Origin of the sequence: Nocardiopsis sp. MG754419, from assembly GCF_018207095.1 — a bacterium.
In the GTDB taxonomy this organism is placed as follows: domain Bacteria; phylum Actinomycetota; class Actinomycetes; order Streptosporangiales; family Streptosporangiaceae; genus Nocardiopsis.
The window spans coordinates 1-24,454 of the sequence record NZ_QOCZ01000084.1 but is presented as its reverse complement, the minus strand read 5'-3'; the positions used below and the strand labels follow the sequence as shown (position 1 = coordinate 24,454).

Genomic DNA, 24,454 nt, shown 5'->3' with positions numbered 1-24,454 from the left:
CCGTCCTTCCGGCGCCCGACCACGTGCACACCCCCTCCGGTCCGCCCCGGGGCCCGGGAGCCCCGGGGCGGACCGGAGGGGGTGTGCACGTGGTCGGGCGCCGGAAGGACGGTGTCCTCCGTGACCCACGCGGGGAACGGTGAGGTGAGGGCGGGGAAGCGGGCCCTCCCCCCCCTGCGGCCCTGAAGGCTCCCGCGCCGCCGTGGGGCGTGCACAGGCGGCGGCGTCGGCGGCCCTGTGGAAGGCGTTCTAGGCACCGCGCCGACAGGTGAGGAAGATCTGCACCTCGGGGTGGGCGCCCTCGTCCTCGGGCGCGTAGCTCACGGTCCGCTCGTCCTCGATGATCAGACCGGCGTCGGTGACCACCCGGCGCAGCTCGTCCCGGGGGTAGCCCGAGACGCGGATCGCCGAACCGAGGAACGAGATCGGCACGTCGTCGAGGTCGGCCTCCACCATGGACAGGCACAGTAGACCGCCCGGGGCCAGGGAGGCGCGCACCCGGCCCAGGGCGTCGGCGATGCGGTCCTTGGGCAGGCACAGCAGAGAGAAGAACGCCACGATCGCGTCGTAGGACGTCTCCACCGGGTCCAGGTCCAGGATGTCGGCCTGCCGGAACTCGGCCTCGGGAACGTTGCTCCGAGCCAGGTCGAGCATCCCCTGGGAGAACTCGAAGCCGGTCACCCGGGCCCCGGCGTTGACCAACTGGCGGGCGGTCGGCAGGCCCGTGCCCGACCCCAGGTCCAGAACGTGCGCCCCGGGGGCCAGGGAGTCCAGCAACCGTCGGACACAGTCCTCCTGACCCTCCTTGTTCGGGAAGGCCTCGTCGTAGCGCTCCCCGATGGCGTCGAACGCCCGGGACTGCTCCGCTCGGCGTTCGGCCCACGCCACGGGGTCAGGGGCGAGGTTGCGAGGGTCGGTGTGGTCGCTGGGCACGGCGATCGTCTCTCCCTGGGGATGCGGGGGTGGAAGGCGCATCCTAACCGGACACGTGTCCGAAGTGGTGCGCGCTCAGCGCTCCTGGGCCAGGACCGGGTGTCCGTTCTCCAGGTAGACCGGGCCCGATCCCCGGTCATCGACGCGCACGGCGGCCGCCATCCGGCGGGCCGCACCCGTGGACAGGTACGCGGCCAGCCGTTCCGGGGGCACCCACTCCCAGGCGGACAGCTCCTCGGGCGGCAGGGTGAAGTCCGTCGACGACACCTCGACGCGGAACAGCCAGTGCAGGGCCGCGGTGCGCGGGGGAGCGGGCGGCATCCAGTCCACCACCGCCAGGCGGAGGGGGTGTGCGGGCACACCGAGTTCCTCGGCGATCTCCCGGCCGCACGCGGCCAGGGGCGATTCCGCGTGCTCCATGATCCCGCCGGGGATCCCCCAACGACCGTCGGCCCGGTAGGCCCGACGCACCAACAACACCGCGCCGGTGGTCGAACGGATGAGTCCGCCGGCCGAGCCCCGTGTGGCCGGCAGGGAGGCGAAGAACTCCGCGTCGCTCGTCTCGGTCACCGGTCAGTCCTCGAAGGCACGCGCGGCGGACGGGAACCCCGAAGGTCCGTCCACGGGCGCGGTGTCGCGGAGGTCGGTCATGATCACCCTTCCCGGCCGTGGGGGCACGGCCCTGACGACGAGGTGCCGCGGCACACGGTGGCTAGCCCAGGGCCAGGGCGAGCGCGAAGAGCACACCGAAGACCATCTGCAGCTTTCCGGTCTCGCCCAGGCCCAGCACGAGGTCACGACCGACCTGCCCGCCCAGGACCCGGCGCAGCGGCGGTACCGCGAGCGGGACCGACAACAGCACGATCGGCACCCACCAGGACAGCGGGAACAGGGCCGCGGCGAACACGTAGGAGACGACGATCATCCCCGCGAACAGTCGACGGGTACCGGTCTCGCCCAGGCGTACCGCCAGCGTGATCTTGCCGGTCTCCCGGTCGGTGGGGATGTCGCGCAGGTTGTTGATCACCAGGACCGAGCAGGACAGCAGGCCCACCGGGACCGAGGCCACCCACGCCTGCCAGGGTGCCGCCTCCACCTGCACGAACACGGTGCCCACGACGGCCACGACGCCGAAGAACACGAACACCGATACCTCGCCCAGACCCCGGTAACCGTAGGGACTGCGGCCGCCGGTGTAGTACCAGCCCGCGGCGATCGCGGCGGCGCCGATCAGCAGCAGCCACCACGAGGTGGTCGCCACCAGCACCAGGCCGACCACCCCGGCGAACGCGAAGGCGCCCAGCGCCGCAGACAGCACCTGCCGGGGGGCGGCCAGCCCGGTGGCGGTCAGCCGCGCGGGCCCGGTCCGTTCCTCGGTGTCGGTGCCCTTCACCCCGTCGCTGTAGTCGTTGGCGAAGTTCACCCCCACCTGGAGGGCCATGGACACCACCAGCGCCAGCAGGGCCTTCCACCACACGAACCCGTCCAGGGCGAAGGCGAGCGCGGTGCCCACCACCACCGGAACGATCGAGTTCGGAAGTGTGCGGGGGCGCAGCCCCGAGACCCATTCACTGACCGTGGCCACGCGCCGGTCCTCCAGTTCCAGGTGGGACGCGCCAGGGCGCGCCGCAACGACCACCCCACGGTAGTGCCTGCTCCGAACCGGGCCGAACCCGCTACTCCGAGATGGCCGCGTGCAACCGCACCATGGGCACGAGCCGGCCCATGTCGATCTCGCGGCGGGCGCCGTCGGGGCGCCAGCCCGAGGCCTCCAGGAACGACCGCAGCGCGTTGTCCTCCTCGGGGGTCCACACGTGCACGGTGGCGAACCCGCCCTCCACCAGGTGGTCGACGCACGCGTTGAGGAGGCGGCTGCCGTGCCCCTCGCGGACGCGATCGGGGTCCACGTGCAGGGCGAACACCTCGGCGTCCTTGGCCGGCCACAGGTCCGGGTCGCCGGCCGGGCCGAACGCGGCGAACCCCACGACGGTGCGCACACCGTCCACCTCGTCGGTCGCCACGACCAGCCGGTGCCGGGAGGTGGGCGGCGACTCCAACGCCTCCGTCCACTGGCGGCGGAAGCTCTCCCTGGCCTGGTCACCGGAGAGTTCCTCGGCGACGTCGGCGGGCAGCAACTCCCCGTACACCGATCGCCACGACGCCACCTGAAGGTCCACCACCGTGTCCACGTCGGCGGCACGGGCGGGACGGACGAACTGCGCACTGGACACGAAGGGCCTCCTCTGGTGGTTCCCGCCCCGGACAAGCGGACGCCGGAGTTTCCGGAGCTTGCCACGGCATGGGAACATCTACGATGTGAGCCTCATTATCAGAGTTATCGTGAACGCGCTCGCCCTTTGGGCGGCTGTATTCCTGATCGACGGCATCGAGGTCGGGACCGACGACACGATCGGCCAGATCTTCGTCTACCTCCTCGTCGGCGCGATCTTCGGCATCGTCAACGCCGTCATCAAACCGATCGTGAAAACGGTCGGTTGCCTGTTCTACGCCCTCACCCTGGGCCTGATCGGGCTGGTCGTGAACGCGCTGCTGTTCATGCTCACGGAGTGGATCGCCGGTCTCTTCGGGCTCCCCTTCAGCATCGATGGCTTCTGGCCCGCGTTCTGGGGCGCTCTCGTCGTCACCATCGTGAGCTGGCTGCTCAGCATGTTCCTGCCGGACGGTCGGGACGACTGACCTCGACGACCCCCACCACCACCCTGACGTGGTGATCCCCGGGCCCCGCCCGCGTGGCGGGGGCCCGGGGCGGGTAGGTTCACACACTCGGGCTTCACACACCGGTGACGGTCTCCCACCTCGACCGACGAGGACGGGGACCGAACCGGACCACGCTCCGCGCACTCACAGGAGCGACACGGTCTTTCCCGCGTCCGGCCCTCTGTGGCCGAGCGCGGTGGCGGACGCACAGCGCCGCCTCACCCGTGCACGGCAGAAAGCACCCGACACGGGACGTATCAACCGTTTTTCGCAACACATGGAGAGGAGGAGGGGCACGCGAGGGTCCGACCGCCTCCGGCGACGGACCCGAGAGCCTTTCACACGTGATGGTGGACACCAAGAACCGCCCGTTCGGCAAGATGTTGACCGCGATGGTCACCCCGATGCTCGAAGACGGCGAACTCGACTACGACGGCGCCGCCCGGCTCGCCACCTACCTGGTGGACGAGCAGCACAACGACGGCCTCGTCATCAGCGGCACCACCGGCGAGTCACCCACGACCAGTGACGAAGAGAAGGACCGTCTGCTCCGCACCGTCATCGAGGCGGTCGGCGACCGGGCCCAGATCGTCGCGGGCGTGGGCACCAACGACACCCGCCACAGTCTCAAGCTGGCCAAGGCCGCGGAGAAGGCCGGAGCGCACGGCCTCCTGGCCGTCACGCCGTACTACAACAAGCCTCCGCAGGAAGGCCTGATCCGGCACTTCACCGAGATCGCCGACACCACCGACCTGCCGGTGATGCTCTACGACATCCCGCACCGCACCGGGACGCCGATCGCCTCCGAGACCCTGGTCCGGCTGGCCGAGCACCCGCGCATCGTCGCCAACAAGGACGCCAAGGACAACGTCGGCGCCAGCTCCTGGGTGATGGAGCGCACCGACCTGGCCTACTACTGCGGCACCGACATCCTCAACCTGCCGCTGCTGTCCGTCGGCGCCGCCGGCTTCGTCAGCGTCGTGGGCCACATCGTCGGCAGTGACCTCAAGGACATGATCGGCGCCTTCGAGGCCGGCGAGGTCGGTCAGGCCCTGGCCATCCACCGCCGCCTCACCCCGGTCTACACCGGCATGTTCCGCACCCAGGGCGTCATCACCACCAAGGCGATCCTCAACCTCTTCGGGCTGCCGTCCGGCCCGGTCCGCACACCGCTCGCGGACGCCTCGTCCGAGCTCCAGGCCCTCCTGCGCGAGGACCTGGCGGCCGCCGGGGTCAAGGGTCCGATCGGTCTCGCCCCGCACCAGGCGGTCCCGGCCAGCGCCGTCCGCGTCGAACGTCTCACGGAGGGTTCCGTATGAGTCACCCGCACCCCGAGCTCGGCCCGCCCCCGCCCCAGGGCGACGGCGTTCTGAGGATCGTCCCGCTGGGTGGTCTCGGAGAGATCGGCCGCAACATGACGGTCTTCGAGTACGCGGGCCGACTGCTCATCGTCGACTGCGGTGTGCTCTTCCCCGAGGAGGAGCAGCCCGGCGTCGACCTGATCCTGCCGGACTTCGACTACATCCGGGACCGCCTGGACGACGTCGAGGCGATCGTGCTCACCCACGGGCACGAGGACCACATCGGCGGCGTGCCCTTCCTGCTGCGTGAGCGGGCCGACATCCCGATCGTCGGATCCAAGCTCACCCTGGCGCTCATCTCCGCCAAGCTGGGCGAGCACCGCATCAAGCCGGAGACGGTCCTGGTGGAGGAGGGGGAGCGCACCGAGTTCGGCCCCTTCGACCTGGAGTTCTTCGCGGTCAACCACTCCATCCCGGACGCCCTGGCCGTGGGTATCCGCACCCCCGGTGGATCGGTGCTGCACACCGGTGACTTCAAGATGGACCAGCTGCCGCTGGACGGGCGTCTCACCGACCTGGCCGGGTTCGCCCGGTTCGGCGACGAGGGCGTCGACATCCTGCTGTCGGACTCCACCAACGCCGAGCAGCCCGGCTTCATCGTCAACGAGCGCCACCTGACCGAGGCCATCGACAAGGTGTTCCGGCAGGCCGAGAAGCGCATCGTCGTGGCGTGCTTCGCCTCGCACGTGCACCGTGTCCAGCAGGTCATCGACTCGGCGACCGCGCACGGCCGCAAGATCGCGTTCGTGGGCCGCTCCATGGTCCGCAACATGAACATCGCGCGCGACCTCGGTTACCTGAGCATCCCCGGCGACACCATCGTCGACGTCAAGCAGCTCGACAAGATGCCCGCCGACGAGGTCGTCCTGGTCTGCACCGGCTCCCAGGGCGAGCCCATGGCGGCCCTCAGCCGCATGGCCAACCGGGACCACCAGATCCGGATCGAGGAGGGGGACACCGTCCTGCTGGCCTCCTCGCTCATCCCGGGCAACGAGAACTCGGTCAACCGGGTGATCAACGGTCTGACCCGTTGGGGCGCCAAGGTCGTCCACAAGGGCAACGCCCTGGTGCACGTGTCCGGGCACGCCTCCGCCGGCGAGCTCCTCTACGTGCTCAACATGGTGCGTCCCCGCAACTTCATGCCGGTGCACGGCGAGTGGCGGCACATGCGTGCCCACGCCGACCTGGCCAAGCTCACGGGTGTGCCGAACGACCGGATCGTCATCGCCGAGGACGGCGTCGTGGTCGACGTGTACAAGAACCGCGCGAAGATCGTGGGCGCCGTGCAGGCCGGATACGTCTACGTCGACGGTTCCTCGGTCGGCGACGTCACCGACGCCGCGCTCAAGGACCGTCGCATCCTGGGCGAGGAGGGCTTCATCTCCGTCGTCCTGGCCGTGGACTCCGGTACCGGCAAGATTCTGGGCGAGCCCGAGATCCACACCCGGGGCGCGGGCATCGGCGCGGACGCCTACGACGACGTCATCGACAAGCTCCAGAACGCGCTGGACAAGGCGGCGGCCGACGGGGTCAACGACCCCCACCAGCTGCGCCAGCTCATCCGCCGCAGCACGGGGCGCTGGGTGAACGAGACGTACCGCCGACGCCCCATGATCATCCCCGTTCTGGTCGAGGTCTGACCGGACGCCCTCCGCGGAGGGACGACCAACGGCCCGGAGCGCGCTCGGCGCGCCCCGGGCCGTTCGGGGTTCCGGACCCGGGCGGCCCGTGCACGGCCCCACCGCGACGTGGCGGGGTTCACGGCGACGACACGCCGACGCGCGTTCGTGCCTCCCGCTGGACGCCTTAGTAGGCTTCCCGCCGTACCGGGACGCTCTGTCCGGCCCCCGAGTTCCACCCCGTCCTCCGTGGAGGTGACCCCCCGATGGCCACGCGCGCCTCCTCTGGCGGCTCAGGGCGCAAGAAGCCCGCCGCGCGCCGAACCCCGGCCAAGAAGCGCATGCCGGACGGGCCCATCGCCTATGTGGTCACCCTCTTCGGCCAGTTCCTGTTGGTGCTGTGGAAGCTCATCGCCCACACCGTGGGCGGGGCCGCGCGCGCCGTCGGACGCAGCGCCCGTGACCTCGATCCGGACCTGCGCAGGGACGGCGCCGGACTGATCCTCCTCGCCCTGGGCATCCTGGTCGCCGCGGCCGTGTGGTGGCAGAGCGACGGGCCGCTCCTCGAGGCCACCCGCATGGTGGTCGTCGGGGGAGTGGGCACGTTCTCGCCGATCCTGCCGCTGCTGTTCCTGCCCCTGGCGGTCAAGCTGATGCGGACGCCGAGCACCGCCAAGGAGGGCGACGCGGGCCGACTCTTCATCGGGGTCACCGCGATCATGCTGGGCCTGCTGGGTCTCATCCACATCGCCCACGGCATCCCGCAGCCCGCCGAGGGCATGGAGGGGCTGCAGAACGCCGGCGGCGTCATCGGGTTCGTGGCCTCCGGGCCGCTCAGCTCCGTGGTCACCCCGTGGCTCACCGGGCTGCTCCTGGTCCTCATCCTCATCTTCGGCGTCCTGGTGGTGACCGCCACCCCCATCCGCCGTATCCCCGATCGCCTCCAGACCCTGTTCAGCGCACTGATGGAGCGCGACCCGGGACCGGACGCGGGGATCGGCATCCTCGGGGCCGACCCCGAGAAGAAGACCACCAAGCCGCGCAAGCGCAAGGCCAAGGCGCGGACCGCCGAGAACGAGACGGTCGCCGGCGACCGCGAGCGTCCCTACGACACCCCCGTGGTGTCCGAGGACTCCGAGGGGATCGCACCCGCCCTCACCGACGAGGAGGAGTCCGCGGAGGCGGAGAGGAAACCCACCCGGAAGAAGGCCAAGGCCGCGGTCCCCGACCCCACCCCGGTACCCGCCACGACCGAGCAGCTGTCCATCCCCTCTCGGGTGGTCGAGGGCGACTACGAGCTCCCCGTCACCACCATGCTCAAGCCCGGATCACCGCCCAAGCAGCGCACCAAGGCCAACGACGACGTCGTGGGCGCGCTCACCGGGGTGATGCAACAGTTCAAGATCGACGCCGAGGTCACCGGGTTCACCCGCGGACCGACGGTCACCCGCTACGAGATCGAGCTCGGGCCGGCGGTGAAGGTGGAGAAGGTCACCGCGCTGTCCAAGAACATCTCCCTGGCGGTCAAGAGCGTCGACGTGCGCATCCAGTCGCCCATCCCCGGCAAGTCCGCGATCGGTGTGGAGATCCCCAACACCGACAAGGACATAGTGAGCCTCGGCGACGTGCTGCGTTCCTCGGTGGCCACCTCCGACGACCACCCGATGCTGGTCGGGCTCGGCAAGGACGTGGAGGGCACCAACGTCGTGGCCAACCTGGCCAAGATGCCGCACGTGCTCGTCGCGGGCGCCACCGGCGCAGGTAAGTCCACCTGTATCAACGGACTCATCACCTCGCTGATGATGCGCGCCACCCCCGACGAGGTGCGCATGATCCTGGTCGACCCCAAGCGGGTCGAGCTCACCATGTACGAGGGCATCCCGCACCTGATCACCCCCATCATCACCAGCCCCAAGAAGGCCGCCGAGGCCCTCCAGTGGGTGGTGGGGGAGATGGACCGCCGCTACGACGACCTCGCCGCCTCCGGTTACCGACACGTCGACGACTTCAACGCCGCCGTGCGCACCGGTGAGCTCAAGGCCCCGCCCGGCAGCGAACGCGAGTACACCCCCTACCCCTACCTTCTGGTCATCGTCGACGAGCTCGCCGACCTCATGATGGTCGCCCCGCGCGACGTCGAGGACGCGGTCGTGCGCATCACCCAGTTGGCCCGTGCCGCCGGGATCCACCTGGTCCTGGCGACCCAGCGGCCCAGCGTCGACGTCGTGACCGGCCTGATCAAGGCCAACGTCCCCTCGCGACTGGCGTTCGCCACCTCCAGCCTCGCCGACAGCCGCGTCATCCTCGACCAGCCCGGCGCCGAGAAGCTGGTCGGCAAGGGCGACGCGCTCTTCCTGCCCATGGGCGCCGGCAAGCCCATCCGCCTCCAGAACGCGTGGGTGGGCGAGAAGGAGATACGTGGGATCGTCGACCACTGCAAGAAGCAGGCCGAGCCCAGCTACCGCGAAGACGTCGCCGTCGAGGGTGCCAAGAAGAAGGAGATCGACGAGGACATCGGCGACGACATGGACCTGCTGCTGCAGGCGATCGAACTGGTCGTCACCACGCAGTTCGGGTCCACGTCGATGCTCCAGCGCAAACTCCGCGTCGGTTTCGCCAAGGCGGGCCGGCTCATGGACCTGATGGAGAGCCGGGACGTGGTCGGCCCCAGCGAGGGATCGAAGGCCCGCGACGTCCTGGTCCAGCCCGACGAGCTGCCCGGAGTTCTCACCGACATCCGCGGGGACTGACCCCCGCGCGGGCGCCGATGTGGGGCACACGTCCCGATCCGCGACCCGCACCGCCCGATTTGGTGGGATCTTGGGTGCGGCATGGGGCGTGGTGACCTGCGCCGAGCGCCCAGAAGTAGCAGAGTGGGTCGACGTAGGCACGGACAGTCGCGGGGGGAGTGCGCATGGCGACTATCGGCCAGACCCTGTCCGCCGCACGGATCGCGGCGGGTTGCTCCTTGGAGAACCTGAGCACACGTACACGCATCCGCATGCAGGTCCTGAGAGCCATCGAGAGCGAGGACTTCGTCCCCTGTGGAGGGGACTTCTACGCGCGCGGTCACATCCGACGGATCTGCAAGTTCCTCGGAGTCGATCCCCGGCCCTTGCTGGAGGAGTACGACCGCGAGCACGCCTCGAGTGACACGCCCACCTTCATCCCCCCGCCGCGGCATCCGGCCGCCAAGTCGAAGGCGGCCCGTGTCGCGGCGGCCCAGGGCGATCAGGCCCACAGCGGAGCCACCGATCACGAGGCGCCCCAGGAGGTGCTCCATCGCTTCGGCGACGAGGGCATCGACCCCGAACAGCGGGCGGAGAACTGGGGCCATTTCGAACGCAACAAGAAGCTGGCACGCAGGCCCCGGAGCGCGGGTCGCCCGCGCAGGCGCGGTGCCCCGGCCGCCCCGGTGCCCCGGCCCCGGGGCGACGACGGCGCCGCGGAAGGGGTCTTCGACGGGACCGCCGGCGTCGAGCCGTACGCGCCCGAGCCGGAGAGCGGTGAACACCGACGCCCCCCGAACCCGGGCGTGGCCACGGGTGGTCCGTTCGCCGCCGCGGCGGCCGCCGCCGGCGGAGCGACCGTCCACGAGGAAACCGGTCGGAACGGGGCCACGCGCACCGAGCCGGCCGCGACGCGCCCCGCGGGCGGGGTCCGTCGTCACTGGCCCTGGGCCGTGGTCGGACTCATCCTCGTCGCCGCGGTCATCGTGGGCGTGCGGACCTGGAACGGCTGGGACGAGGGCAACCCCGCCCGCACCGCCCTCGAGACCGTGCGGGAGAACGATTCCGGGGACGGCGACGCCGTCGGCTCGGTGGCGACACCGTCCGAGGGGGAGGCCACGGACCGGGCGGGAGCGGTCGCGCCGGACGCCGAACTCGAAGAGTTCACCGTCGTGCTCACGGGTGCCGGTCGCAGCTGGGTCAAGGTCACCGACCCGGCGGGCGAGGACGTGTTCACCGGCTTCATCGTCGAAGGCGAGGCGCTGGACTACGTCAGCGACCAGCCCCTGACCCTCCGGTTCGGTAACGCCGGGGTGGTCGGTGTCGCGGTCGACGGCGAGGACCTGGGTGCCGGGGGACGCGTCGGAGAGGTCAAGGAGATCACCGTCGGAGCCGGGGGTATCGGCGACTGACGACGGTGGTTCCGAGCCGGCTCACGCGTGAGTGCGCGGAGGCCGGGGTACGGGTGGGTGAGTCGACCACGGTAGTGTGGGAGGCTGCGGGCGGCGCCGATCGACGTCGTGCCGCGCGAGCGATCCGTCCGTATCCCGGCCTTCGCCGTGCCGCGTCCCCGCGTCACCCACAGCTCTCCCACACGCTTGGAAGCCATGTCATCGCGCCGTACTGTCTCACTCGTCACCCTGGGGTGTGCGCGTAACGAGGTCGACTCCGAAGAGCTCGCCGGGCGTCTGGCCGCCGGCGGCTGGGACCTCGTCGACGACGACACCAAGGCGGACGTGACCGTCGTCAACACCTGCGGGTTCATCGACGCCGCCAAGCAGGACTCCATCGAGACCCTGCTGGAGGCGGCCGAGAACGGCGGGAAGGTCGTCGCGGCCGGGTGCATGGCCGAGCGCTACGGCTCCGAACTGGCCGAGGCCCTGCCCGAGACCCAGGTGATCGGGTTCGACGACTACTCGACCATCACCGACCGCCTCGACGACGTCGTCGCCGGGCGGACGCTGGTCCCGCACGACCCGCGCGATCGCCGCACCCTGCTGCCGATCAGCCCGGCCGACCGGGACGCCTCCCAGGTCCACGTGCCCGGCCACGCCGCGTTCGCCGACGCCGAGGGGGCCGAGGGCACCGACCTGCCCTACCGCGCGACCGTGCCGCGCCGCCGTCTCACCGGCGGTCCCGTGGCCAACCTCAAGATCGCCTCCGGCTGCGACAGACGCTGCACCTTCTGCGCCATCCCGGCCTTCCGCGGCGCCTACATCTCCCGGCACGCCGACGAGATCGTCCGCGAGGCCGAGTGGCTGGCGAGCGAGGGCGTGCGCGAGGTCTTCCTGGTCAGCGAGAACTCCACGTCCTACGGCAAGGACCTGGGCGACGTGCGCGCCCTGGAGAAGCTGTTGCCGCGACTGGCGGCCGTCGAGGGCCTGGAGCGTGTGCGGGTCAGCTACCTCCAGCCCGCCGAGGTCCGCCCCGGACTGGTGGAGGTGCTGACCACCACCCCCGGCGTGGTGCCCTACTTCGACCTGTCCTTCCAGCACGCCAGCGGCCCACTGTTGCGGCGCATGCGCCGTTTCGGTGACCGCGAGCGTTTCCTGGAGCTGCTCGCCACCGCCCGCAAGGCGGCTCCCGAGGCCGGCGCCCGCTCCAACTTCATCGTCGGGTTCCCCGGTGAGACGGAGGAGGAGTTCGAGGAGCTGGTGGCCTTCCTCAGCGAGGCCCGTCTGGACGCCATCGGTGTCTTCGGGTACTCCGACGAGGACGGCACCGAGGCCCTGAACCACGCGAACAAGGTGCCCGAGGAGGTCGTCCAGGAACGGGTCGACCGTCTCAACCGGCTGACCGAGGAGCTCATGGCGCAGCGCGCCGAGGAGCGCATCGGCGGCGAGGTCACCGTGCTGGTCGAGTCCGTCATCGAGGACGGCGTGTACGAGGGCCGGGCCGAACACCAAGCGCCCGAGGTGGACGGCAGCACCATCCTGTACGGCGAGGGCCTCGCCGTCGGCGACCTGGTGCGCGCCACCGTCATCCAGGCGGCCGGGGCCGACCTCGTCGCCGAACAGGACGGGGAAGCCGGAGACAGATGAGCACCCACGACCCCGCGGCCTCGCCCGCCCCGCAGGTCCCTTTGTGGAACATCGCGAACATCCTCACGATGAGCCGCCTGGTCATGGTGCCGGTCTTCGTCTGGTTCATGTTCCTGGACGGCACCTGGTGGCATCTGGCGGCGTTCGGCGTCTTCGTCCTGGCCGCGATCACCGACCGCGTCGACGGTGAACTGGCGCGTCGGCGCAACCTGGTCACCGACTTCGGCAAGATCGCCGACCCGATCGCCGACAAGGCGCTCACCGGGGCGGCGCTCATCGTCCTGTCCGTGCAGGGCGACCTGTGGTGGTGGGTGACCATCGCCATCCTGGTGCGCGAGTGGGGGATCACGCTGCTGCGCATCGCGGTCCTGCGCTACGGGGTGATGCCCGCGAGCAGCGGCGGCAAGCTCAAGACCGTCCTGCAGATCGTCGCGATCAGCATCTACCTGTTCCCGCTGTACCTGTTGCCGTTCACGGACGTGTTCACCTGGATCGCCCACGGTGTCATGGCCGCCGCGCTGGCCGTCACTGTGTGGACCGGTCTGACCTACGTGCTGGACGCGGTGCGTCTGGTACGCGCCGAGCGCGGTGCGCCGGGCCCGGAGGACACCCGGGAGTGAGCGAGGCGCGGGAGCCGCGGGCCGAGGCCGTGACCATCGGGACGGCGGCGTTCGACGCCGCCCGTTCCGTCCACCGGTCGCTGCTCGAGGCCGGGGCGACCTGCGCCACCGCCGAGTCCCTCACCGGGGGCCTCATCGGTGCCCACCTGACGTCCGTCCCCGGGGCCTCGGCCACCTACCGGGGCGGGCTGGTGACCTATGCCACAGAGACCAAGGCCGCTCTGCTGGGCGTGCCCACCGCGCTGCTCGCGGCCCACGGTGCGGTCCACCCCGACGTGGCCGCCCACATGGCCCGGGGCGCCCGCCGCGTGACGGGCGCGGACTTCGCGGTCGCCGTCACCGGGGTGGCCGGCCCCGACCCCCAGGACGGGCGGCCGGTCGGCACCGTGTTCGCCGCCGTGGCCGGTCCCGACGCGCCCACGCGCGTCGAGCGATTCCGTTTCACCGGTGATCGTGCGGGTATCCGCTACCTCACGGTCGAGGGTGCGTTGAGGCTCCTGAGGACCGCCGTTCGCGGGAACCAGGCGGGCAGCACCCGGTACTGACCGATTCGTCCGGTGGGCCCCTTACCCATGGCGAGGGAACAAAACCACCCCCTGACGAGGTTCCCCCTCCAGCGAACAGGACGGCAAGAGGTGCCCGAAGCGGGCGTGAGGCGGGTACGGTGTTGTATATGAAGGTCGCTACCGGTGGGAGGGAGCACGAATGATGGTCCTGCTTCGTCACCTACTGGGTGACGTGCTCAGGCGGCTGCGGCAGCGCCAGGGCCGCACCCTCCGTGAGGTGTCGGCCGATGCGCGTGTTTCCCTCGGCTACCTGTCGGAGGTCGAGCGCGGGCAGAAGGAAGCCTCGTCGGAACTGCTGTCCTCGATCTGCGGGGCCCTCGGGGTCCCGCTCTCGCAGGTATTGAGGGAGGTCTCCGACCAGTTGGCGCTGGCCGAACTCCAAGAGGCCGCCCTGTTGGAGGACGCGGTGTCCGCAGACCCCGTCCCCGCCCAGGACCTCGGCATCCGGCCCGTGCCCGATCGTGTTCCCCAGGTCGCCGACATGGCGGGTGTCTGACACCCGGCTCCAGGTCCCGTCGACGCACGCCTCACGCAAGCGGATGACGACGAAGCCGGTCCTCCCCCAGGGGAGGGCCGGCTTCCTCGTCTGTGCTGTGTGCCCTCCGCCCGACGCGGGCGCGCCGGTTCAGCGGTGGGTGTGGTTGACCCAGGCCTCGGGATCCTCGGCCAGGGACCGTACCTGTTCGGGCAGTTCGTTGCTGACCAGGTGCTGGAGGTTGACCCCCTCCAGGATGGCGCGCTCGCTGGCGCGCAGGGCGATCCACACCTGCTGGAGGCTGCGGGCCGCTCCGTCGTAGTCGACGTGTTCGGGACGTTCCCCGCGCACGTTGGCGAGCGGTCCGTCGACCGCTCGGATGATGTCGGCGAGGGAGATCTCCCCCGCGGGTCGGGCGAGCCAGTAGCCGCCAACGGGACCCCGTTGACTGCGCACCAACCCCGCTCGGCGTAGCTGGGTGAGGATGTTCTCTAGGAATTTTCCGGGGATGGCCTGCGCGCGTGCGAGCTGCTCGGCCGTCACCGGACCGTCGCCGGCGACAGCGAGCTCTGCGGCCGCGCGAAGCGCGTAGTCGACCCGGGCTGAAAGACGCATGCTGTGATTATGCCGTGGTTAGAAGGGCGAATGGGGCACCGGGCGTCGGCGGGTGTCGCCGTCGGCCGGGATAGTACAGGTCAAGAGTACTTCTCCTACCGGGTTTCGGGGACATGGGCGCCGGGGTGAGATCACCCGTGTTCCGGGTCACCAGCGTGTCCGTTGTGACCGGTACCGGTCAACCCCGGCCGCCCGGTGGACGGCCTTCGGCCCGGTCCGTGCCCGAACGTGGGCGGGAACCGGGCCGAAGCGGGGGCCGGAGAGGGTCAGTTGGTCACCTTGAGGGCCCCCGCGGAACCGAGGAGTTCGGCGGCGCTCAATCCGTTGACGTGCGCGGCCCCGTACGTGCTCACGTAGGCGCCGCAGTCGGGCCGCCAGATGGGCAGGCCCATCTCCACCACCACGGCGTTCGGGTGCGCCCTCAGCAGGCCGCTGACGAACGTCTGGGCGCTCGGGTACCGGTGCGCGTCCCGTACGACCACGACCAGGTCGCGGTCGCCCACCGTGGCCAGCACCGTCGAGGGGTGGTCACCGTCGGGGGAGACCCGCATGGTGTCGTGGAACCACGGACCCAGACCCCAGGGGACCTCGCCCACCGCCATGCCGGGCGGCGCGTCGACCTCGACCACGAACGGGTCGTTCAGCGGCGGCAGGTCGCCGTCGATCCGCACGGCCCGGCGCGCTCCGGTCAGTCCGATGGCCGAGGCGGAGTCGTCGGGGACGCGTTCCACGGCCGAACGCGCCACCCACGCGCGCAGCCGGGCGTTGCGGTCGGCGGCCTCCTCCAGCCGCTCACCGCTGAGCCGGCCCTCACGGACCGCCTCAACGAGGGCGGTACGGACCGCCGCGACCTGATCGGCGTACACGTACCGGCCGAGGCACAGCAGGTCGCAGCCGGCGGCGACGGCCAGCACGCTGGCCTCGGGGATGCCGATGCGCTCGCTGACCCCGCGCATGTCCATGGCGTCGCTCACCACGACACCCGTGAAGCCCATCTCGTCGCGGAGCAGGTCGTTGAGCAGGGCCCGGTTGAGGGTGGAGGGGCCGTCACCGCCCAGCCCGGGAAGTTCGATGTGGGCGGTCAGGATCGACCGCACGCCCGCGTCGACGGCGGCCCTGAAGGGCAGGAGTTCACGGCGGCGCAACAGGTCACCGTCGGCCTCCACCCGGGGAAGCGTGTGGTGGGAGTCCTGTGACGTGGCTCCGTGTCCGGGGAAGTGCTTGGCGCAGGCGGCCACACCGGCCTCCTGTAGACCCTGGACCGAGGCGGCCGCGTGCCGGGCGACCAGTTCGGCGTCGGCGCCGAAGGAGCGGGTGCCGATCACCGGGTTGTCGTCGGCGACGTTGACGTCCACCGACGGTGCCAGATCCAGGTTGAAGCCCAGGTCCGCCAGCTCCAGACCGAGGGCGCGGAAGGTCTCCCGGGTCAGGTCGGGATCGTCCACGGCGCCCAGGGCGGCGTTGCCGGGGTAGTCGCTGCCGCGCGCCTGGCCGATCCGGGTGACGTCGCCGCCCTCCTCGTCCAGGGAGATCAGTGGCGGCAGGTCCGTGGCCTCGCGCAGGTGCGCGTTGAGCGCGGTGACCTGCTCGGCGCTGCGCAGGTTGTTGTGGAACAGACAGACGCCCGAGATCCCGTCCGCCAGCCCGTCCAGGACCCAGCGCGGTGCCTGGTAGGACTCGAAGGGCACCAGCAACGTGGCGTTGGCCAGACGCTCCAGTGTCGGGTCGTGCGGCATGACGGACTCCGTTCGTGAGCATGGGGTGCCCGGTCGAGGGCGCGAGCGTGGCGGGGATACGGGCGTGGGGGCAGGGCCCCCGGGTGGTGGTCGGGGGGCGGGCGCGGCTCCGCCCGCCCCGAGAGGGTGGTCAACCCTTGACCGCGCCCATGGTCAGACCGGAGACCATGCGGCGTTGGACGAAGAGGAAGAAGATCATCACGGGGACGGTCAGCAGGGTGGAGGCGGCCATGATGGACCCCCACTCGATGGACACGGCGCCGAAGTAGTACTGCAGGGAGATCGGCAGGGTGTAGGCGCCGGTGTTGTTCTGCAGGAAGGTGAAGGCGACGAGGAACTCGTTCCAGGCGGTGATGAACGCGAAGATGCTCGCCGCGGCCAGTCCGGGCGCCACCAGTGGCATGAGGACCCGCCAGAAGATCGTCCAGCCGCCAGCGCCGTCGATGGCGGCGGCCTCCTCCAGTTCCTTGGGCACCGCGGACACGAAGTTGCGGATCATGAGGATGGTGATCGGCAGCGACACGGCCACGTAGATCACGAACACGCCGGTCAGGTTGCCGACCAGTTCGACGTCCAGGGTGTTGCCCAGGTGGAAGAAGTTGATGAAGAGCGAGATGATCAGCGCTTCGACCGGGACCATCTGGATCACCAGCAGCATGATGATGAACGCCGAGCGCAGCCGGAACCGGAAGCGTGCCACCGCGATGGCGGCGAGCAGGGCCAGGAGCGCGGCGAAGGCCACGGACCCGAGGGTCACGATCAGGCTGTTGGTGAGGAAGGACCAGAACGAGGTGCCGGGGATGAGCACGCCCGACAGGACCCGCTCGAAGTGCTCGAACGTGATCTCGCGCGGGAACACGGTGGGCTCACGGGTGAAGATCTCGCCGGTGGGCCGCAGCGCGGTGGCCAGGACCCAGTAGACGGGGAAGACCGCGAAGACGAAGACCGCGAGCGCGGCGGCGTACAGGCCGAACCTGCCGAGGGACCTGCGCAGCCGGTGGACGTTGTTCATCGGGCCTCCTCCTGGCGGATCATGGTGCGCAGGTAGTACGCGCTGATCACGAGCACCAGGACGGTCATGATCACGGCGATCGCCGACCCCATGCCGTAGTTGGGCGGGGTCGAGGCGAAGCCGAGCTGGAAGATGTAGGTCGGGATGAGTGCGATGTCCCGGTTGGTGACGCCGCCGCCGAGGATGAACAGCTGGGTGAAGATCCGGAAGTCCCAGATCACCTGGAGCACCAGCAACAGGGCGAAGAGCGGGCGCAGCATCGGCACGGTGACGCTCCAGAAGCTCCGCCAGGCGCCGGCGCCGTCGATGCGCGCGGCCTCGTAGAGCTCGTTCGGGATGCTCTTGAGCCCGGCCAGGACGCTGATCGCCACGAACGGGAACGACTGCCACACCACGGTGACGATGAGGATCGGGAACAGCGTGCTCGGCGAGTTGAACCAGTTGAAGTCGGTCCAGCCCGACCCCACCAGCCAATCGGGCAGCGCGTTGAGGAGGGTGTTGACCAGTCCGTACCTGGTGTCGAACAGCCAGCGGTAGACGATGGCGGCGCTGATGACGGGCGTGGCCCACGCCAGCATCAGCCCGAGCCCCAGGACGGTCGAGGCCCAGGTGGGCAGCTTGTGCATGAGGATGCCGACGAGGGTTCCGAGCACCATCGTCAGGGCCACCATGGAGAGGCAGACGACGATGGTGTTGCGGAAGATCGACCAGAACCGCTCGTCGGTGAGCACGTAGACGTAGTGGCCGAAGCCGTTCCACTGGGCGTCCTGGCCGCGCAGCTGCTGCAGACCGTAGTCGTGCAGGGAGATCCACAGCATCTGGCCGATGGGCCAGAGCAGGACCACCGCGAGCACGACCAGCGCGGGCAGGATCAGGAGGTAGGGCACCAACCCGAGGCGGGTGCGGCGCGACAGGCCCTGCCGCCGCCCGGGTGGGGACACCTCGGGCTCCGTGGGGCGTTCCAGCGTGTGAGTCATGAGCCGTTCCTGGCGATCGAGGGGGCGGCCGCCTGGTGGGCGGCCGCCCCTGGTGCGTGCGTAGCGGACACGCGGGAGAGGGTTATTCGGAGTCCCCACGGTTGAGGGCCTCGGTGAGCTCCTCGTCGAGCTCGGGGAGGACGTCGTCCGCGGACTCGCCCTCGGCCAGGCGCTGGACGGCGGTCTGGACGGTGGTCAGCTCCCACTGGACGGTGCCCCAGTTGGCGGTGTCCGGGAACAGGCGCAGGTCACCGGTGGCCTGGGTGGCGGCGCCGGCCAGGATCGGGTCGTCCTGGAAGACGTCGCTCTCCAGCACGTCCTCGTAGGTCGGGAACATCGAGGAGACCTCGTTGTAGGGGAGCGCGTTGTCCTTGCTGTTCAGCGTCGTGATGTAGTCGAACGCGGCCTCGGGGTACTCCGAGGTGCCCCACACGGCGAGGTCGGACCCGCCGCCGAAGGCCGGGGCCGTGCCGTCCACACCCGGGATGGGCGCGGTGGCCCAGTGACCGGAGTGTTCGTCGTTGAGGTCCTCCAGCTGGGCCAGGGCCCAGGGACCGTCGATGAACATGCCGACCTCGCGGTTGACGAAGTCCGCGTGGGCGCAGTCGACCTCGTTGAGACCGATGCAGGCGCTCGGGGAGATGCCGTCGACGGTCAGGCCGGCGTAGAACTCCAGGGCCTCGGCGGTCTCGGGGGAGTCGAGCCGCCCCTCCCACGTGTCGCCCTCCTGGACGGCGAACTCGCCGTCGTTGGCCCAGACGAAGCTGGCGATGCCGTTGAGGAAGTCCGTCGGGGCGGCGAAGCCGGGCACGCCGTACTCGTCCTCGATGTCCTCGGCGACCTCGACCAGCTCGTCCCAGGTGGCGGGCGGCTCGTGGCCCAACTCCTCCAACTGGTCGGTGTTGTACCAGAGGGCGCGCACGCCGCTGTACCAGGGGACGCTGTACTGCGCGTCGCCGAAGGTGCCGTTGGCGTAGGCTCCTTCCAGGAGGTCGGCGCTGTCCTCCCAGTCCTCGACGTACTCGGACACGTCGTAGAGGGCCTCGGCCTCGGCCCAGGTGGCGACCTGGTCGTTGCCGATCTCGACGACGTCGGGTCCGCCGGAGACCAGGGCGGTCTGGAACCGCTGGCTGAAGTCGCCCCAGGGGATCCACTGGATGTCGACGTCGGTGTCCGGGTAGAGCTCCCGGTACTGCTCGGTCACCGAGTCCATGAAGGCGTTCTGTTCCTCGCTGGCGTCGCCCATGCGCCACACGGTCAGGGTGTCGGGCGCGTCGCCGGATCCGCCGCCTCCGTCCTCGGATCCGCCTCCGCAGGCGGCCGCCAGCATGACCACGGCCGAGGCCAGGGCGATCTTGGGGAACCTCATGTGAACTCATCTCCCTTCGCACGGTGCACCGGGGTGCGGCGCCCGTACCCGAAGCAACCTGGGATCATGGACGGATCCGCGTGCCTCGACGTCTGGTTGGGGGTGTGCTGGGACAGCACGGTCCTGATCGCCCCTCCGGCGCGGGTACCGGGGCCCGAAACCACTGTGGACCAGCCGGGACGTGACCTCCTGTGAGGTTGTGAGCTAAATTAACAGGAAACTTTCCTAATAAAAACAGGGTGAGGTGTCACGGTTATGTCTCAACGTCCGGGGACTCCCCGGCTGCTGCGCCAATTGAATGATCGCGCGGCACTCGAACTCCTACTCTCCGGCGGTCCTTTGACCAGGACGCAACTCGGAACGCGGACCGGCCTGTCCAAGGTGACGGCGTCCCAGCTCCTGGCGCGGCTGGAGGAACGCGACCTCGTCCGGGTCGTGGGCAGCCGGGCCGGCGGGCGGGGCCCCAACGCCGCCCTCTACGCGGTCGTCCCCGAAAGCGCCTACGTCGCCGTCCTCGACGTCAGCGCGAGCCGCGTCACCGCCACCATCGCCGACATCACCGGCCGGATCATCAGCGACGTCAGCGTCGACCCCAGCGCCTCCGACGACCCCGTCTCCCTGGTCCACACCGCCGTGATGCGGCTGGTGGAGACCGCCGAGGTCCCCCTGGACAAGGTCCGGGCCTGCGTGATCGGCACCCCCGGCGTCGTCGACCCGCGCAGCGGCGACATCCGATTCTCCTTCGACCTCATGTCCTGGCACGAGGGGGTGCTCGAAGCCCTGCGCGCCGACCTCGAACGTTCGGTCATGTTGGAGAACGACGTGAACCTGGCCGCGTTGGCCGAACACGCCGAGGGTGCCGCCGTGGGTGCCGAGGAGTTCGTGCTCATCTGGCTCAGCGCGGCGGGCGGCGTCGGCATGTCCACCATGATCCACGGCCGGGTCCACCGGGGTCGCTCCGGTGGCGCGGGCGAGATCGGTTACCTGCCGGTGCCCGGTGCGCCGATGCCCACCGACGTGGGCCTCTCCGGCGGTTACGAGTCCCTGCAGTCCGACGGCGACCGGGAGCTGCCGCACGGCTTCCAGGCTCTGGTGCACGCCAAGCAGGTGCTCCGGCTGGCGGCGGAACACGGATTCACAGGGGCGGACGTCACCGAGGTGGTCGCGCGCGCCGCCGCCGCCGACACCCCCGAGGGCGACGCCTTCCTCGACGCCTTCGCCGGCCGGCTCGCCCGCGGTGTCGCGGCCGTCAGCGTGATGATCGACCCCGGTCTGGTCGTCCTGGGCGGCGACGTGGCCCGCGCGGGCGGCACGAAGCTCGCCGAACGGGTCGAGGCCGCCACGTCCCGGATAGCCCCCAACGCCACCGAGGTCGCCCTCGGAACCGTCGAGGGCAGCCCGGTGGTGCGCGGCGCGCTGCTGCACGGGCTGGAGCGCGCCCGCGAAGAGGTCTTCTCCGCGACCGTCTGAGCCCTCACCCGACCACGACCGCGCCCCGGCCACCCTCACCCGCCGGGGCGCGGTGGTGTGCGGGGGGCGGGTGCGAGGTGGCACCGCGGTGGTGCGACGGGCCCCGACGACGCCGCCCTCACTCGGGGGAGGGGGCGAAGGATTCCAGCACCGTCTCGAAGTCGTCCCGCGACCCGTCCCTGGCGTCGGCGGGGAAGTTGAAGCTCAACCGGTAGGAGGTGCCGGAGTTCTCGTCGGAGAACTCCCGCGTGAACATCCACCGGTCCGGGACCTCGCGCTCCTCGTGGCGGAAGGTCGCCTCGTAGATCGCGCTCTGGAGCCCCGGCCCCTCGAGCCGCGGCTCCAGCATCAGCTGTTCGAGGTCACTGAAGTCCTCGTCCTCGGTGAGCAGCTCGTTCATCCGGTGCATGGCGTCCTCGGCGTCGTACACCAGGATGTCGAACCGGGTGACGTAGACCTGGACCGTGCCGGTCTCCACCCCGGTCTCGGCCGTGTACGAGGCCAGCCGCGTGGAACCGCTCCCCGTGTCGTCGTCCTCCTCGGGGACCAGTTCCCACTCCTCCGGCAGGTCCAGGGTGACGACTCCGTCGTCGTAGCGGGTGAAGCCCTCGGGGGCCTCCTCGTCCGAACCCTCGATCGCGGACTCCGTCGCGGGGGGCTCGGAGGGCTCCGGCGAGGACGCGCCCGCGGCCTCCCCGGAGGAGTCACCGGCGTCCGTGGCCACCTCCCGCTCACCCGCGTCGGGGAGCACGAACCACAGGGTCAGAGCGCCCACCATCACCACGGCCAGGGCCGCGACGCCGCCGGCGATCACGGGCAGGCGCGAGCGGCGGGGCGGAGTGGTCACCGTCGTGGGCGCGATCGCGTGCGCGGCGCTCGTGGGGGGCGCCCCGAACGGGTGCCGGGGGCCGGAGTGCCGGGCCGCCGGGGCCTGCGGCCCGGACAGGTGTGCGCCCGAGTGCTGGGGTCCGGAGTGCTGCGCCGCCGAGGTCTGCGGTCCGGAGAAGTGCGCCCCGGAGTGCCGTGCTCCCGAAGGGGACGACGGGCCGTCGACGCGCTGCTCCGGCGCCGGTCCCTCCAGGAGGGCCAGGGCCCGTTCCGGCAGCAGGCGTCGTCGCGGCTCGCGGTCCAGCAGGCCACCGATCACCGTCGCCAGGCGTCCCTGGGCCGGTACCGGCGGCACCGGTCGGGTCAGGACCGCCGTGATCGTCGCGGTGAGGGTGTCGCGCTTGAACGGCGACTCCCCGGTCAGGGCCGCGAACAGGGTGGCGCCGAGGCTCCACAGGTCCGAGACCGCGCCGTTGTCGTCGTGTTCCAGCCGCTCGGGCGCGGCGTAGGCGGCCGTGCCCAGGATCGCCCCGGTCCCCGTGAGCGCCGTCCCCCCGTGGTCGGGCAGGTTGGCGATACCGAAGTCGGTCAGCACCGGCCGCGCCCCCGCGGTCAGCACGATGTTGGCGGGCTTGACGTCGCGGTGGACCACCCCCGCCTTGTGCGCCGCCCACAGCGCGTCCAACAACGGGCGCGAGATCCGTTCGACCTCCGCCTCCGACAGCGGGCCGGTCCGCAGCAGGCGGTCGCGCAGCGACTCGCCCTCCAACAGTTCCATGACGATGAACGGGACTCCGTCCACCTCCAGCACGTCGTGCACGGTCACCACCGAAGGATGGGACACCCGCGCCGCGGCCTGCGCCTCACGGATCATCCGCGTCCGGGCGCGCTCACGTTCGCGGGGCGGCATGTCGAAGGGGAGGTGGACCTCCTTGACGGCGACCTCACGGTCCAGCCGCGTGTCGTGCGCGCGCCAGACCGTGCCCATGGCGCCACTGCCGAGCTCACCGCGGATCTCGTAGCGGCCGACGGACGTGCGCCGGGAGGGCCGGGAGAGGTCCTCCGTGGGCGGAGCCTGTTCCGGGGGTTCAGAGGGGACCATGAGCACATCATCTCAAACCGGGAGCCGACGAGTGTTCCACGGGCGGGTCACGGCTCACAGACGCCGCACCATCGCCACACGCGGACGGACCATGATGCCCGCCTCCTCCTCGACCTCCCACTGGCGGACCAGTTCCGGACCCCAGGCCTCACGGGGGAGCACGACGAAGCCCCGACGCCGGTACCAGGGCCCGTTCCACGACAGGTCGCGGAAGGTGGTGAGGGTGGCCCGGTCGTGTCCGCGCGCGGCTCCCTCGACGCACACCCGCTCCAACAGCGCACCGCCCACCCCGCGCCGCCCGTGCGCGGGGTCCACCGCGAGTTGTTCCAGATGCACGGCGCCGTCCAGGGTGACGGTCGCGGCCAGCCCCACGACGTGGCCGTGGGACTCGGCCACCAGCACCCGCTCGACGTGGTCGAGCATCTCCCTCGGGTCGTCCGCCGGGAGTGCGACCCCCGCCCGCGCGAACATCGTGTCCGCGGCCAGGGACACCGCCACCACCGCGGCCGTGTCCGCCGTCGCCATCTCCCGTATCACCCGGTCCATCGCTCTCCCGCCACACTGTTCGTCCCGCCCACGTCCGTGTTCCGCCGACCCACCGCCGGGCCGGGCCCCGCACGCCCAGGCCCGCCGGAGCCCACGCGTCGGACCACGGGGGCGCTCCCTCGCCCGGGTGGCGGCCGACCGTGCTTACGGCGCACCCGGGGTGGGTCCGCGGGCCAGGGCGAGGTCGGAGTTCTTCCACGCCGGGTCCCGAAGGTCGCCGCCGGGCCGCAGGGCCCCGCACACCGACGGAAGCGCCGCCGGGGGCCGAGCGAGCACAGGCTAGCGCCGCGCGGATCGGCGGCCAAGGCGTTTTCAGCGGCGCAGACGCAACCCCTTGGGGGTGACGTGGAAGCCCGCCGCCGCCAACGCGGTGTCCAGCGATGTGCCGAACACCTCCAGCCCGTCGGCCCGCTCCACCATCAGAGAGTCGATCCGCCCCTCGTGCACCCACGCGGCCACCGCGCGGGCCGCCCGCTCCAACAGCGCCGGGGACGCACCGAAGGTCAACGCCGACCGTCCCGGCGACAGGTACAGCGTGGGCCGGCCACCGTCCAGGACCAGCAGGGACCCCGCGGTGCGCCCCGGACGGTGCGCCCCCTCCACCCCCGTGGGCCAGGCGAGTTCGGCCCCGTAGGGATGGGCCGGGTCGGTGGCCGCCAACACCACCGGGTCGGCCGTTCCACCGGGGTCGCCCCCGGACAGCGCCCGCAACCGGTCCACCGCCCCCGGCAGAGCGA

22 protein-coding genes and 1 pseudogene are annotated in these 24,454 nt (G+C 70.9%); 11 read left to right on the top strand and 12 right to left on the bottom strand.

Annotated features, from left to right (window positions below; translation table 11 throughout):
- Positions 1-249 precede the first annotated feature (249 nt).
- The 4 genes from DSY14_RS16990 to DSY14_RS16975 form a co-directional block, all read right to left on the bottom strand.
- Positions 250-933, bottom strand: a complete 684-nt coding sequence (locus DSY14_RS16990; RefSeq protein WP_211717556.1) for a class I SAM-dependent methyltransferase — start codon at positions 931-933, stop codon at positions 250-252.
- Between the two features lie 75 nt (positions 934-1,008).
- On the bottom strand, positions 1,009-1,503 hold the full coding sequence (locus DSY14_RS16985; RefSeq protein WP_211717555.1) for an NUDIX hydrolase: 495 nt from the start codon (positions 1,501-1,503) through the stop codon (positions 1,009-1,011).
- Positions 1,504-1,645: 142 nt separating this feature from the next.
- Positions 1,646-2,518 carry a 1,4-dihydroxy-2-naphthoate polyprenyltransferase gene (locus DSY14_RS16980; RefSeq protein ID WP_211717554.1) on the bottom strand — a complete coding sequence of 291 codons (873 nt, stop codon included), beginning with the start codon at positions 2,516-2,518 and terminating at the stop codon, positions 1,646-1,648.
- Between the two features lie 91 nt (positions 2,519-2,609).
- Positions 2,610-3,164, bottom strand: coding sequence for a GNAT family N-acetyltransferase (locus DSY14_RS16975; RefSeq protein WP_211717553.1), 555 nt, complete (start codon positions 3,162-3,164; stop codon positions 2,610-2,612).
- An 85-nt stretch (positions 3,165-3,249) separates the two neighbouring features.
- On the opposite strand from DSY14_RS16975, the gene DSY14_RS16970 reads away from it, so the two are divergent.
- The 9 genes from DSY14_RS16970 to DSY14_RS16930 all read left to right on the top strand — a co-directional run bounded on the left by DSY14_RS16970 (position 3,250) and on the right by DSY14_RS16930 (position 14,083).
- Positions 3,250-3,630, top strand: coding sequence for a phage holin family protein (locus DSY14_RS16970; RefSeq protein WP_211717552.1), 381 nt, complete (start codon positions 3,250-3,252; stop codon positions 3,628-3,630).
- Between the two features lie 368 nt (positions 3,631-3,998).
- On the top strand, positions 3,999-4,970 hold the full coding sequence (gene dapA, locus DSY14_RS16965; RefSeq protein ID WP_211717558.1) for a 4-hydroxy-tetrahydrodipicolinate synthase: 972 nt from the start codon (positions 3,999-4,001) through the stop codon (positions 4,968-4,970).
- Complete coding sequence (locus tag DSY14_RS16960; RefSeq protein WP_211717551.1) at positions 4,967-6,652, top strand: ribonuclease J; 1,686 nt, start codon at positions 4,967-4,969, stop codon at positions 6,650-6,652. Before dapA ends, DSY14_RS16960 begins: the two co-directional genes overlap by 4 nt.
- 245 nt (positions 6,653-6,897) lie before the next feature.
- The gene (locus DSY14_RS16955) at positions 6,898-9,381 is read left to right on the top strand and encodes a DNA translocase FtsK (RefSeq protein ID WP_211717550.1); all 2,484 of its coding nucleotides are present in this window, start codon (positions 6,898-6,900) and stop codon (positions 9,379-9,381) included.
- 164 nt (positions 9,382-9,545) lie between these two features.
- The gene (locus tag DSY14_RS16950) at positions 9,546-10,772 is read left to right on the top strand and encodes a helix-turn-helix domain-containing protein (RefSeq protein WP_249188023.1); all 1,227 of its coding nucleotides are present in this window, start codon (positions 9,546-9,548) and stop codon (positions 10,770-10,772) included.
- 195 nt (positions 10,773-10,967) lie between these two features.
- The gene (rimO, locus tag DSY14_RS16945) at positions 10,968-12,401 is read left to right on the top strand and encodes a 30S ribosomal protein S12 methylthiotransferase RimO (protein ID WP_211717557.1); all 1,434 of its coding nucleotides are present in this window, start codon (positions 10,968-10,970) and stop codon (positions 12,399-12,401) included.
- A complete protein-coding gene (gene pgsA, locus DSY14_RS16940; protein WP_211717548.1) occupies positions 12,398-13,021 on the top strand; it encodes a CDP-diacylglycerol--glycerol-3-phosphate 3-phosphatidyltransferase in 624 nt (207 codons plus the stop codon). The genes rimO and pgsA overlap by 4 nt, the downstream gene beginning before the upstream one ends.
- Positions 13,018-13,566 carry a CinA family protein gene (locus DSY14_RS16935; RefSeq protein ID WP_211717547.1) on the top strand — a complete coding sequence of 183 codons (549 nt, stop codon included), beginning with the start codon at positions 13,018-13,020 and terminating at the stop codon, positions 13,564-13,566. Before pgsA ends, DSY14_RS16935 begins: the two co-directional genes overlap by 4 nt.
- A 160-nt stretch (positions 13,567-13,726) precedes the next feature.
- On the top strand, positions 13,727-14,083 hold the full coding sequence (locus DSY14_RS16930) for a helix-turn-helix domain-containing protein (protein WP_211717546.1): 357 nt from the start codon (positions 13,727-13,729) through the stop codon (positions 14,081-14,083).
- Between the two features lie 129 nt (positions 14,084-14,212).
- Here the strand turns inward: DSY14_RS16930 and DSY14_RS16925 are convergent, their stop codons facing one another.
- The 5 genes from DSY14_RS16925 to DSY14_RS16905 all read right to left on the bottom strand — a co-directional run bounded on the left by DSY14_RS16925 (position 14,213) and on the right by DSY14_RS16905 (position 19,771).
- Positions 14,213-14,677, bottom strand: a complete 465-nt coding sequence (locus DSY14_RS16925; RefSeq protein ID WP_211717545.1) for an Rrf2 family transcriptional regulator — start codon at positions 14,675-14,677, stop codon at positions 14,213-14,215.
- Between the two features lie 266 nt (positions 14,678-14,943).
- Positions 14,944-16,413: a glycoside hydrolase family 3 protein gene (locus DSY14_RS16920; protein ID WP_211717544.1), complete on the bottom strand. Its 1,470-nt coding sequence runs from the start codon at positions 16,411-16,413 to the stop codon at positions 14,944-14,946.
- A 130-nt stretch (positions 16,414-16,543) separates the two neighbouring features.
- Positions 16,544-17,425: a carbohydrate ABC transporter permease gene (locus DSY14_RS16915; RefSeq protein WP_211717543.1), complete on the bottom strand. Its 882-nt coding sequence runs from the start codon at positions 17,423-17,425 to the stop codon at positions 16,544-16,546.
- Positions 17,422-18,402 (bottom strand): carbohydrate ABC transporter permease, encoded by a 981-nt coding sequence (locus DSY14_RS16910; RefSeq protein WP_211717542.1) that lies wholly within the window; start codon positions 18,400-18,402, stop codon positions 17,422-17,424. The genes DSY14_RS16915 and DSY14_RS16910 overlap by 4 nt, the downstream gene beginning before the upstream one ends.
- Before the next feature lie 82 nt (positions 18,403-18,484).
- Positions 18,485-19,771: an extracellular solute-binding protein gene (locus DSY14_RS16905; protein WP_211717541.1), complete on the bottom strand. Its 1,287-nt coding sequence runs from the start codon at positions 19,769-19,771 to the stop codon at positions 18,485-18,487.
- Between the two features lie 66 nt (positions 19,772-19,837).
- Between DSY14_RS16905 and DSY14_RS29260 the strand changes: the two genes are divergently transcribed.
- Together DSY14_RS29260 and DSY14_RS16900 are read left to right on the top strand one after the other, a co-directional pair.
- Positions 19,838-19,966 carry a hypothetical protein gene (locus DSY14_RS29260; protein WP_283091644.1) on the top strand — a complete coding sequence of 43 codons (129 nt, stop codon included), beginning with the start codon at positions 19,838-19,840 and terminating at the stop codon, positions 19,964-19,966.
- Between the two features lie 60 nt (positions 19,967-20,026).
- On the top strand, positions 20,027-21,241 hold the full coding sequence (locus tag DSY14_RS16900; RefSeq protein ID WP_211717540.1) for an ROK family transcriptional regulator: 1,215 nt from the start codon (positions 20,027-20,029) through the stop codon (positions 21,239-21,241).
- 118 nt (positions 21,242-21,359) lie between these two features.
- Here DSY14_RS16900 and DSY14_RS16895 read toward each other — a convergent pair whose 3' ends face one another.
- From DSY14_RS16895 to DSY14_RS16885, 3 genes and pseudogenes are all read right to left on the bottom strand, one after another.
- A complete protein-coding gene (locus DSY14_RS16895) occupies positions 21,360-23,171 on the bottom strand; it encodes a serine/threonine-protein kinase (protein WP_211717539.1) in 1,812 nt (603 codons plus the stop codon).
- Between the two features lie 54 nt (positions 23,172-23,225).
- Complete coding sequence (locus DSY14_RS16890; protein WP_211717538.1) at positions 23,226-23,717, bottom strand: GNAT family N-acetyltransferase; 492 nt, start codon at positions 23,715-23,717, stop codon at positions 23,226-23,228.
- A 312-nt stretch (positions 23,718-24,029) separates the two neighbouring features.
- Positions 24,030-24,454: pseudogene (locus DSY14_RS16885) on the bottom strand (ATP-dependent DNA helicase); the annotation flags it as partial.